The 11,852-nt window shown below is 59.0% G+C and carries 10 protein-coding genes; all 10 read left to right on the forward strand.

Annotated features, from left to right (window positions below; genetic code table 11):
- Positions 1-154: 154 nt before the first annotated feature.
- The 10 genes from aceA to nuoJ all read left to right on the forward strand — a co-directional run bounded on the left by aceA (position 155) and on the right by nuoJ (position 11,851).
- Entirely contained in the window at positions 155-1,480 is a 1,326-nt protein-coding gene (gene aceA / locus HBN79_RS10120; protein ID WP_048365296.1) for an isocitrate lyase, read from the forward strand.
- Between the two features lie 636 nt (positions 1,481-2,116).
- Entirely contained in the window at positions 2,117-2,530 is a 414-nt protein-coding gene (locus tag HBN79_RS10125; protein ID WP_003446990.1) for an NADH-quinone oxidoreductase subunit A, read from the forward strand.
- A 10-nt stretch (positions 2,531-2,540) separates the two neighbouring features.
- Positions 2,541-3,215 carry an NADH-quinone oxidoreductase subunit B gene (locus HBN79_RS10130; RefSeq protein WP_016780200.1) on the forward strand — a complete coding sequence of 225 codons (675 nt, stop codon included), beginning with the start codon at positions 2,541-2,543 and terminating at the stop codon, positions 3,213-3,215.
- A 74-nt stretch (positions 3,216-3,289) separates the two neighbouring features.
- Positions 3,290-5,074 carry an NADH-quinone oxidoreductase subunit C/D gene (gene nuoC, locus HBN79_RS10135; RefSeq protein WP_095003300.1) on the forward strand — a complete coding sequence of 595 codons (1,785 nt, stop codon included), beginning with the start codon at positions 3,290-3,292 and terminating at the stop codon, positions 5,072-5,074.
- 2 nt (positions 5,075-5,076) lie between these two features.
- On the forward strand, positions 5,077-5,574 hold the full coding sequence (gene nuoE, locus HBN79_RS10140) for an NADH-quinone oxidoreductase subunit NuoE (RefSeq protein ID WP_088379405.1): 498 nt from the start codon (positions 5,077-5,079) through the stop codon (positions 5,572-5,574).
- On the forward strand, positions 5,571-6,926 hold the full coding sequence (gene nuoF / locus HBN79_RS10145; protein WP_086796175.1) for an NADH-quinone oxidoreductase subunit NuoF: 1,356 nt from the start codon (positions 5,571-5,573) through the stop codon (positions 6,924-6,926). Before nuoE ends, nuoF begins: the two co-directional genes overlap by 4 nt.
- Positions 6,927-7,058: 132 nt before the next feature.
- On the forward strand, positions 7,059-9,773 hold the full coding sequence (gene nuoG / locus HBN79_RS10150) for an NADH-quinone oxidoreductase subunit NuoG (protein WP_169916678.1): 2,715 nt from the start codon (positions 7,059-7,061) through the stop codon (positions 9,771-9,773).
- The gene (nuoH, locus tag HBN79_RS10155) at positions 9,770-10,777 is read left to right on the forward strand and encodes an NADH-quinone oxidoreductase subunit NuoH (protein ID WP_016780195.1); all 1,008 of its coding nucleotides are present in this window, start codon (positions 9,770-9,772) and stop codon (positions 10,775-10,777) included. Before nuoG ends, nuoH begins: the two co-directional genes overlap by 4 nt.
- 12 nt (positions 10,778-10,789) lie before the next feature.
- Complete coding sequence (gene nuoI / locus HBN79_RS10160) at positions 10,790-11,338, forward strand: NADH-quinone oxidoreductase subunit NuoI (protein ID WP_016780194.1); 549 nt, start codon at positions 10,790-10,792, stop codon at positions 11,336-11,338.
- 9 nt (positions 11,339-11,347) lie between these two features.
- A complete protein-coding gene (gene nuoJ, locus HBN79_RS10165) occupies positions 11,348-11,851 on the forward strand; it encodes an NADH-quinone oxidoreductase subunit J (protein ID WP_019412102.1) in 504 nt (167 codons plus the stop codon).
- Position 11,852 lies beyond the last annotated feature (1 nt).

Below are 11,852 nucleotides of genomic sequence, written 5' to 3' on the forward strand. Positions count from 1 at the left end.
GCCCCGCTCCCGCTGATCAGAGGCCCCGCAAAGGCCCTGGGGCCTGTACTGCCCGTAGCGAGCCGCCATTCACGCACTTATACAAACAACAGTGTTGTGTGCCTGGTGGAGCAACCATTTTTCAACCCAGACCTATGCGACGAGGTTTATCACCATGGCACTGACACGCGAACAGCAAATTGCAGCCCTTGAGAAAGACTGGGCCGAAAACCCACGCTGGAAAGGCGTGACTCGCGATTACTCCGCTGCTGACGTGGTCCGCCTGCGCGGCTCGGTTCAACCCGAGCACACCTTTGCAAAAATGGGTGCCGACAAGCTGTGGAAACTGGTGACACAGGGCGCACACCCGTCCTTCCGTCCTGAGAAAGACTTCGTCAACTGCATGGGCGCCCTGACCGGGGGCCAAGCGGTACAACAGGTTAAAGCCGGTATCCAGGCTATCTACCTGTCGGGTTGGCAAGTGGCGGCAGACAACAACTCTGCCGAATCCATGTACCCGGATCAGTCGCTGTACCCGGTGGACTCCGTTCCAACCGTGGTCAAGCGCATCAACAACTCATTCCGTCGTGCCGACCAGATTCAGTGGAAAGCCGGTAAAAACCCGGGCGACCAGGGTTATATCGACTACTTCGCACCGATCGTGGCTGACGCTGAAGCCGGTTTCGGCGGCGTACTCAACGCTTACGAGCTGATGAAAAGCATGATCGAAGCGGGCGCTGCAGGCGTTCACTTCGAAGACCAGCTGGCCTCGGTGAAAAAATGCGGTCACATGGGCGGCAAGGTACTGGTTCCGACCCAGGAAGCTGTGCAAAAACTGACAGCAGCACGTCTGGCAGCTGACGTTGCCGGTACGCCGACCATCATTCTGGCTCGTACCGACGCCAACGCGGCTGACCTGCTGACTTCCGATTGCGACCCGTACGACCAGCCATTCGTGACTGGCGAGCGCACCAAGGAAGGCTTCTATAAAGTACGTGCCGGCCTTGATCAAGCCATTGCCCGTGGCCTGGCTTACGCGCCGTATGCCGACCTGATCTGGTGCGAAACCGCCAAGCCGGACCTGGAAGAAGCGCGCCGCTTTGCCGAAGCAATCAAAAAGGAATACCCGGACCAGTTGCTGTCGTACAACTGCTCGCCTTCCTTCAACTGGAAGAAAAACCTGGACGACGCGACCATCGCCAAATTCCAGCGCGAGCTGTCGGCAATGGGCTACAAACACCAGTTCATCACCCTGGCGGGTATCCACAACATGTGGCACAGCATGTTCAACCTGGCGCACGACTACGCCCGCAACGACATGACCGCCTACGTGAAACTGCAAGAGCAGGAATTTGCTGACGCAGCCAAAGGCTACACCTTTGTGGCGCACCAGCAGGAAGTGGGCACTGGCTACTTCGACGACATGACCACCGTGATCCAGGGTGGTTCGTCTTCGGTTACCGCCCTGACCGGCTCTACAGAAGAAGAACAGTTCCACTGATAATGGAACCACGGCCATTGCCCAGCCTGTAAAGAACAAACGCAATGCCATGCCCATGACGCCCCGACTGGTTCGGGGCGTTTTTTTGCCCGGCGACTTGTTCACCCCTCCCCTGTGGGAGCGGGCTTGCTCGCGATGGCATCACCGCGCCTGCCTGGAGGACCGAGTTATCAGCATCGCGAGCAAGCCCGCTCCCACAGAAAGACATCCCGCTGCCCTGCCCATCCGACAAAACACTGACCCAGATCCATGCTTCGATCGCCAGACCGGGTTAAAAAGCCAAGTTCCAAACTTGCTAACAGCGCTTATATAAGCCAAGTTCTACAGGCCTGCGACATAGCGACACAACAAATAACCACTCAAGCGATATTAATTATCATTACGAGTTGCTTTTGTTGAATACATGAACACTGAAAAACAAACACTGAAAAACGCTGTAACGCCCACAGTTCAAGGCCTGCATAGACATTGATGGAGGTTCTACAACTAAAGGACTGAATTAATTCATCTTAGAAAATTTACTTGCTGGGTGTTTAGCCATAAAATCCCGGCAATCAATAGCACTGCGACATAACGTCACTGCTTTATCACCTTTTCTAGCTCAGAGACCTTTGCTCTCTGTTAAGGATTTCCAGCATGCCCGAAGCGACAGGACTCATAGCCCACAACTGGGGCTTTGCCATTTTCCTTCTCGGCGTTGTCGGCCTCTGTGCCTTCATGCTTGGCGTCTCCAGCCTCCTTGGGTCAAAAGCCTGGGGTCGCAGCAAAAATGAACCGTTCGAGTCCGGCATGCTACCTACCGGTGGCGCCCGCTTGCGGCTCTCAGCCAAATTCTATCTGGTCGCGATGCTGTTCGTGATCTTCGATATCGAAGCCCTCTTTCTCTTTGCCTGGTCTGTGTCTGTTCGCGAAAGCGGCTGGACCGGATTCGTCGAAGCTCTCGTTTTCATAGCAATTCTGTTGGCAGGCCTTGTCTACCTATTTCGGGTGGGTGCTCTTGATTGGGCACCGGAAGCTCGTCGTAAGCGGCAGGCCAAGCTGAAACAATGAGGCTTTGGCGATGCAATACGAACTCACCAGGATCGACCCGGATGCTCCTAACGAGCAATATCCGATCGGCACACGGGAAACCGTTGCCGATCCGTTAGAAGATCAAGTCCACAAAAACATTTTCATGGGCAAGCTCGAAGACGTGCTGAACGGCACGGTCAACTGGGGACGTAAAAATTCCCTGTGGCCGTACAACTTCGGCCTGTCGTGCTGCTATGTGGAAATGACCACCGCCTTCACGGCGCCCCACGACATCGCGCGCTTTGGCGCCGAGGTTATCCGGGCTTCGCCGCGTCAGGCGGATTTCATGGTTATTGCCGGGACCTGCTTTATCAAGATGGCGCCGATCATCCAGCGTCTCTACGAGCAAATGCTTGAACCTAAATGGGTCATTTCCATGGGTTCGTGCGCCAACTCCGGTGGCATGTACGACATCTACTCCGTGGTTCAAGGGGTCGACAAGTTCTTGCCTGTGGACGTTTACGTACCCGGCTGCCCGCCCCGCCCTGAGGCTTTTCTGCAAGGCTTGATGCTCTTGCAAGAGTCGATTGGCCAGGAGCGTCGCCCACTTTCCTGGGTCGTTGGCGAACAAGGCGTGTACCGCGCCGAGATGCCATCGCAAAAGGAACAGCGCCGCGAACAGCGTATTCAGGTAACCAACCTGCGCAGCCCCGACGAAGTCTGATCCAGCGCCGTTTCTACTCAATAGAACGAATCACTGGCTTCATTCTTTACGTTGACCGAAAGCGATAAAAAACCATGACTGCAGGCTCCGCTCTGTACATCCCGCCTTACAAGGCTGACGACCAAGATGTGGTTGTCGAACTCAACACCCGTTTTGGCCCTGAGGCGTTCACCGCCCAGGCCACGCGCACCGGCATGCCGGTGCTTTGGGTTAGCCGCGCAAAACTGGTCGAAGTACTGACCTTCCTGCGCAACCTGCCAAAACCCTACGTCATGCTCTATGACCTGCACGGTGTGGACGAACGTCTGCGTACCAAGCGTCAGGGCCTGCCATCGGGTGCAGACTTCACCGTCTTCTACCACCTGATGTCGCTGGAACGTAACAGCGACGTCATGATCAAGGTGGCCCTGTCTGAAAAAGACCTGAGTGTCCCTACCGTGACCGGTATCTGGCCGAACGCCAACTGGTACGAGCGTGAAGTCTGGGACATGTTCGGCATCGATTTCAAAGGCCACCCGCACCTGTCGCGCATCATGATGCCGCCGACCTGGGAAGGTCACCCGCTGCGCAAGGACTTCCCGGCCCGTGCTACCGAGTTCGATCCGTACAGCCTGACCCTGGCCAAGGTGCAGCTGGAAGAGGAAGCCGCGCGCTTCCGCCCGGAAGACTGGGGCATGAAACGCTCCGGTGAAAACGAGGACTACATGTTCCTTAACCTGGGGCCGAACCACCCTTCGGCTCACGGTGCCTTCCGCATCATCCTGCAGCTGGACGGTGAAGAGATCGTCGACTGCGTGCCTGACGTCGGTTACCACCACCGTGGCGCCGAGAAAATGGCCGAACGCCAGTCCTGGCACAGCTTCATCCCGTACACCGACCGTATCGACTACCTCGGCGGCGTGATGAACAACCTGCCGTACGTGCTCTCGGTCGAGAAGCTGGCCGGTATCAAAGTGCCGGACCGGGTCGACACCATCCGCATCATGATGGCCGAATTCTTCCGTATCACCAGCCACCTGCTGTTCCTGGGTACCTATATCCAGGACGTGGGCGCCATGACCCCGGTGTTCTTCACGTTCACCGACCGTCAGCGCGCTTACAAGGTGATCGAGGCCATCACCGGTTTCCGTCTGCACCCGGCCTGGTACCGCATCGGCGGCGTTGCCCACGACCTGCCGAACGGCTGGGATCGCCTGGTCAAGGAGTTCATCGACTGGATGCCCAAGCGTCTGGACGAGTACCAGAAAGCCGCTCTGGACAACAGCATCCTGCGTGGTCGTACCATCGGCGTTGCCGCCTACAACACCAAAGAGGCCCTGGAATGGGGCGTCACCGGTGCCGGCCTGCGCTCCACCGGTTGTGACTTCGATATCCGCAAGGCGCGCCCGTATTCCGGCTACGAGAACTTCGAATTCGAAGTCCCGCTGGCAGCCAACGGCGATGCCTACGATCGTTGCATCGTGCGCGTCGAAGAAATGCGCCAGAGCCTGAAAATCATCGAGCAGTGCATGCGCAACATGCCGGCCGGCCCGTACAAGGCGGATCACCCGCTGACCACGCCGCCGCCTAAAGAACGCACGCTGCAGCATATCGAGACCTTGATCACGCACTTCCTGCAAGTTTCGTGGGGCCCGGTGATGCCGGCCAACGAATCCTTCCAGATGATCGAAGCGACCAAGGGCATCAACAGTTATTACCTGACGAGCGATGGCGGCACCATGAGCTACCGCACCCGGATTCGCACCCCAAGCTTCCCGCACCTGCAACAGATCCCTTCGGTGATCAAAGGTGAAATGGTCGCGGACTTGATTGCGTACCTGGGTAGTATCGATTTCGTTATGGCCGACGTGGACCGCTAAGCATGAACAGCACGCTTATCCAGACAGACCGTTTCGCCCTGAGCGAAACCGAGCGCTCGGCCATCGAGCATGAGATGCATCACTACGAAGACCCGCGTGCGGCGTCGATCGAAGCCCTGAAGATCGTTCAGAAGGAACGCGGCTGGGTGCCGGACGGCGCGATTTACGCCATCGGCGAACTGCTGGGCATCCCTGCCAGCGACGTTGAAGGCGTGGCTACGTTCTACAGCCAGATCTTCCGTCAGCCGGTCGGCCGCCACATCATCCGCGTGTGCGACAGCATGGTCTGCTACATCGGTGGCCACGAATCCGTGGTCGGCGAAATCCAGAACAAGCTGGGCATCGGCCTCGGTCAGACTACCCCGGACGGCCGCTTTACGCTGCTGCCGGTGTGCTGCCTGGGCAACTGCGACAAGGCGCCGGCGTTGATGATCGACGACGACACATTCGGTGACGTGCAGCCTGCTGGCGTCGCCACGTTGTTGGAGGCCTACCCATGAGCCTGACTTCTTTCGGTCCTGCCAACCTGATCAAGCGTTCGGCAGAAACCCACCCGCTGACCTGGCGCCTGCGTGACGACGGCGAGCCCGTGTGGCTCGACGAGTACCAGGCCAAGGACGGCTACGCCGCTGCGCGCAAGGCCTTCGCCGACATGGCCCAGGACGATATCGTCCAGACCGTGAAAGACGCAGGCCTCAAGGGTCGCGGCGGTGCCGGCTTCCCGACGGGCGTGAAGTGGGGGCTGATGCCCAAAGACGAATCCATGAACATCCGTTACCTGTTGTGTAACGCCGATGAAATGGAACCCAACACCTGGAAAGACCGCATGCTGATGGAGCAACTGCCCCATCTGCTGATCGAAGGCATGCTGATCAGTGCCCGCGCACTGAAAACCTATCGTGGCTATATCTTCCTGCGTGGCGAATACACCACTGCAGCGGTGCATCTGCGCCGTGCCGTCGAAGAAGCCAAGGCAGCAGGCCTGCTGGGCAAGAATATCCTCGGTTCGGGTTTCGACTTCGAACTGTTCGTGCACACCGGCGCCGGGCGTTACATCTGCGGTGAAGAAACCGCACTGATCAACTCACTCGAAGGCCGTCGCGCCAACCCGCGCTCCAAGCCGCCGTTCCCGGCCGCTGTGGGCGTATGGGGCAAGCCGACCTGCGTGAACAACGTGGAAACCCTGTGCAACGTACCGGCCATCATCGGCAACGGCGTTGACTGGTACAAATCCCTCGCCCGCGAAGGCAGCGAAGACCACGGCACCAAGCTGATGGGCTTCTCCGGCAAAGTGAAGAACCCTGGCCTGTGGGAACTGCCATTCGGCGTGACCGCTCGCGAGCTGTTCGAAGACTACGCCGGCGGCATGCGCGACGGCTTCAAGCTCAAGTGCTGGCAGCCAGGCGGCGCCGGTACCGGCTTCCTGTTGCCCGAGCACCTGGACGCACAAATGTATGCCGGCGGCATCGCCAAGGTTGGCACCCGTATGGGTACTGGCCTGGCCATGGCCGTGGACGACAGCGTCAACATGGTCTCCTTGCTGCGCAACATGGAACAGTTCTTTGCCCGTGAGTCGTGCGGTTTCTGCACCCCTTGCCGTGATGGTCTGCCGTGGAGCGTCAAGCTGCTGATGGCGATCGAACACGGCGAAGGTCAGCCTGGCGATATCGAGACCCTGCTGGGTCTGGTCGGTTTCCTCGGCCCTGGCAAGACGTTCTGTGCTCACGCACCGGGCGCCGTGGAACCGTTGGGCAGCGCGATCAAGTACTTCCGTCCAGAGTTCGAAGCCGGTATTGCGCAAGCAAAACCCGGTGTTCCACCTCTGGCACGCCCGATTGTTATCGGCGCGTAACGCTCTGAATGAAGGGGGTCCGTGCCCCCTTCTGATCGTTCGATAACGCCGTAAGGCTGGGTTGCTTCGAACGCATAACAAGATTCCATTAGCCACGCCCGCTGACACCGGGCCAACGAAGACCTTTGAACCATGGCCACTATCCACGTAGACGGCAAAGATCTCGAAGTCGATGGGGCAGACAACCTGTTACAGGCATGTCTGTCGCTGGGCCTCGATATCCCGTATTTCTGCTGGCACCCTGCCCTGGGCAGTGTTGGCGCCTGCCGCCAATGCGCCGTCAAGCAGTACACCGACGAGAACGACAAGCGTGGTCGTATCGTCATGTCATGCATGACTCCGGCCACCGACGGTAGCTGGATTTCCATCGACGACGAAGAAGCGAAAGTGTTTCGCGCCAGCGTTGTTGAATGGCTGATGACCAACCACCCGCACGACTGTCCTGTGTGCGAAGAGGGCGGCCACTGCCATCTGCAAGACATGACCGTGATGACCGGCCACAACGAGCGCCGTTATCGCTTCACCAAGCGTACTCACCAGAACCAGGAACTCGGCCCGTTCATTTCCCACGAAATGAACCGCTGCATCGCCTGCTATCGCTGTGTGCGTTTCTATAAAGACTACGCGGGCGGCACTGACCTCGGTGTATTCGGCGCCCACGACAACGTGTACTTCGGTCGCGTTGAAGACGGCGTGCTCGAAAGCGAGTTCTCGGGCAACCTCACAGAAGTCTGCCCGACCGGTGTGTTCACCGACAAAACTCACTCCGAGCGTTACAACCGCAAATGGGACATGCAGTTTGCACCAAGCATCTGCCACGGTTGTTCCAGCGGCTGCAACATCAGCCCGGGCGAGCGTTACGGTGAACTGCGTCGCATCGAAAACCGTTTCAACGGTTCGGTTAACCAGTACTTCCTGTGTGACCGTGGCCGTTTTGGCTATGGCTACGTCAACCGCACCGACCGCCCACGTCAGCCATTGTTGGCCGACGGCAGCAAACTGAGCGTTGACGCTGCACTGGATAAAGCCGCCGATCTGTTGCGCGGTCGTAACATCGTCGGTATCGGATCGCCGCGCGCCAGCCTCGAAAGCAACTACGCGTTGCGCGAGCTGGTCAGTGCCGAGCACTTCTACTCGGGTATCGAAGCCGGTGAGCTGGAGCGCATCCGCCTGGTGCTGCAAGTCTTGAAAGACAGCCCGCTGCCCGTCCCGAACATGCGCGAGATCGAAGATCACGACGCCATCTTCGTACTGGGTGAAGACCTGACCCAGACCGCCGCCCGTATGGCGCTGTCGCTGCGTCAGTCGGTCAAGGGCAAAGCTGAAGAAATGGCCGACGCCATGCGCGTTCAGCCGTGGCTCGACGCTGCGGTGAAAAACATCGGTCAGCACGCGCTGAACCCGCTGTTTATTGCCAGCCTGGCTGAAACCAAGCTCGACGACGTGGCTGAAGAATGCGTACACGCTGCGCCGGATGACCTGGCCCGTATCGGTTTCGCCGTGGCTCACGCCATCGACGCCAGCGCCCCTGCCGTTGCCGGCCTGGACGCTGAAGCCCTGGAGCTGGCCAAACGCATCGCCGACGCCCTGCTTGCAGCCAAACGCCCATTGATCATTGCCGGTACCTCGCTGGGCTCCAAGGCCCTGATCGAAGCCGCAGGTAACATCGCCAAGGCGCTGCACCTGCGTGAGAAAGCCGGCTCCATCAGCCTGGTCGTGCCGGAAGCCAACAGCCTCGGTCTGGCCATGCTCGGCGGCGAATCGGTAGACGCTGCATTGCAAGCAGTGATCGACGGTAAAGCAGACGCCATCGTGGTACTGGAAAACGATCTGTTTACCCGTGTCGATGCGGTCAAGGTCAACGCAGCACTGGACGCGGCCAAAGTGGTGATCGTTGCCGATCATCAGAAGACCGCAACCACCGACCGTGCCGATCTGGTTCTGCCAGCGGCAAGCTTTGCTGAAGGCGACGGTACGCTGGTGAGTCAGGAAGGTCGTGCCCAACGCTTCTTCCAGGTGTTCGAGCCGCGCTACCTCGATTCGAGCAACTTGATCCACGAAGGCTGGCGCTGGTTGCACGCCCTGCGCAGCACCCTGCTGAACAAGGCGGTTGACTGGACCCTGCTCGATCACGTGACACAGCAAACAGCGGCAAGCACGCCAGAACTGGCCGGCATCGTTGATGCGGCACCGTCGGCAGCATTCCGTATCAAAGGCATGAAGCTGGCGCGCGAACCTTTGCGCTACAGCGGCCGTACTGCCATGCGCGCCAATATCAGCGTGCACGAACCGCGCACCCCGCAAGACCCGGACACCGCATTCGCCTTCTCCATGGAAGGTTACTCGGGCTCCGTCGAACCGCGCCAACAAGTGCCGTTCGCCTGGTCGCCGGGCTGGAACTCGCCACAAGCCTGGAACAAGTTCCAGGACGAAGTGGGTGGTCATATCCGTGCGGGCGACCCGGGCATCCGCCTGATCGAAAGCAAGGGCGACTCGCTGAATTGGTTCGCCAGCATTCCGGGCGCGTTCAACCCGGCTCGCGGCACCTGGCAAGTCGTGCCGTTCTACCATCTGCTGGGCAGCGAAGAGAACTCTTCGAAAGCCGCACCGGTGCAAGAACGCATTCCAGCCGCTTATATCGCACTGGCCAAATCCGAAGCCGACCGCCTGGGTGTCAACGATGGCGCCCTGCTCAGCCTCAACGTTGCCGGTGTGACCCTGCGTCTGCCACTGCGTATCAATGAAGAGCTGGGTGCAGGCCTGGTAGCACTGCCAGCAGGCCTGGCCGGTATCCCGCCAGCGATCTTTGGCCTTACCGTTGACGGTTTGCAGGAGGCAGCCCAATGACCTGGTTTACGCCTGAAGTGATCGACGTGATTATCTCGGTGGTCAAAGCCGTGGTAATCCTGCTCGCCGTAGTGGTGTGCGGCGCGCTGCTGAGCTGGGTTGAACGTCGCCTGCTGGCCCTGTGGCAGGACCGTTACGGTCCGAACCGCGTGGGCCCGTTCGGTGCGTTCCAGATCGCAGCCGACATGATCAAGATGTTCTTCAAGGAAGACTGGACCCCACCGTTTGCCGACAAGGCGATTTTCACCCTGGCGCCGGTTGTGGCCATGAGTGCCTTGCTGATCGCCTTTGCGATTATCCCGATCACCCCGACCTGGGGCGTGGCGGATCTGAACGTCGGTATCCTGTTCTTCTTCGCCATGGCCGGTCTGTCGGTCTATGCGGTGCTGTTCGCCGGCTGGTCGAGCAACAACAAGTTCGCCCTGCTGGGTGCCTTGCGTGCCTCGGCGCAAACCGTGTCCTACGAAGTGTTCATGGGCCTGGCGCTGATGGGCATCGTGGTGCAGGTTGGCTCGTTCAACATGCGCGACATCGTTGAATATCAAGCGCAGAACCTGTGGTTCATCATCCCGCAGATCTTCGGTTTCCTGACCTTCTTTATCGCTGGCGTGGCCGTGACTCACCGTCACCCCTTCGACCAGCCGGAAGCGGAACAGGAACTGGCCGATGGTTACCACATTGAATACGCCGGCATGAAATGGGGCATGTTCTTCGTGGGTGAGTACATCGGGATCGTGTTGATCTCGGCGTTGCTGGTGACTTTGTTCTTCGGTGGCTGGCACGGACCTTTCGGTCTGCTGCCCCAGATTCCGTTTATCTGGTTCGCTCTGAAGACCGCGTTTTTCATCATGATCTTCATCCTGCTGCGCGCTTCCATTCCGCGCCCACGGTATGACCAAGTGATGGACTTCAGCTGGAAGTTCTGCCTGCCGCTGACCCTGATCAATCTGCTGGTGACCGCCGCAGTCGTGTTGTTGAACACGCCTGCCGGCGCGGTTCAGTGAGGATAGAGACCCATGTTCAAGTATCTGTTTGACATCGTGCATGGCACCTACACCCAGCTTCGCAGCTTGGTGATGGTGTTTGGCCATGCCTTCCGCAAGCGTGACACGCTGCAGTATCCGGAAGAACCGGTGTACTTGCCGCCGCGCTACCGTGGCCGGATTGTCCTGACCCGCGACCCGGACGGCGAAGAGCGCTGTGTAGCCTGCAACCTGTGCGCCGTGGCGTGCCCGGTCGGCTGCATCTCGCTGCAAAAAGCCGAAACCGAAGATGGCCGTTGGTACCCGGAATTCTTCCGCATCAACTTCTCACGCTGCATTTTTTGCGGCCTGTGTGAGGAAGCCTGCCCGACCACCGCGATCCAGCTGACACCGGATTTCGAGATGGCCGAGTTCAAACGTCAGGATCTGGTGTACGAGAAAGAAGATCTGCTGATCTCCGGTCCCGGTAAGAACCCTGATTACAACTTCTATCGTGTTGCGGGTATGGCCGTGGAAGGCAAGCCGAAAGGCGCTGCCCAGAACGAAGCCGAGCCGATCAACGTGAAGAGCTTGCTGCCTTAAGGAAGAACGATGGAATTCGCTTTCTATTTCGCATCGGGTGTCGCTGTCGTGTCCACGCTACGCGTGATCACCAACACCAACCCTGTGCACGCCCTGCTCTACCTGATTATTTCGCTGATTGCCGTGGCGATGACGTTCTTTAGCCTGGGCGCACCCTTTGCCGGTGTGCTCGAAGTGATCGCCTACGCCGGTGCCATCATGGTGCTGTTTGTGTTCGTGGTGATGATGCTCAACCAGGGCCCCGCCTCGGTGACGCAAGAACGCCACTGGCTCAAGCCGGGCATCTGGATCGGGCCGAGCATTCTGTCCGCCATCCTGCTGGCCGAATTGCTCTACGTGCTGTTCGCTCACCCGAGCGGTGCGGCAATCGGTCAAACCACCATTGATGCAAAAGCCGTGGGCATCAGCCTGTTCGGCCCGTATCTGCTGGTGGTCGAACTCGCCTCGATGCTGCTGCTTGCTGCAGCTGTGACGGCGTTCCACTTGGGCCGTACTGAGGCGAAGGAGCAATAAC

Origin of the sequence: Pseudomonas sp. WS 5051, assembly GCF_012985715.1 — a bacterium.
In the GTDB taxonomy this organism is placed as follows: Bacteria; Pseudomonadota; Gammaproteobacteria; order Pseudomonadales; family Pseudomonadaceae; genus Aquipseudomonas; species Aquipseudomonas bubulae.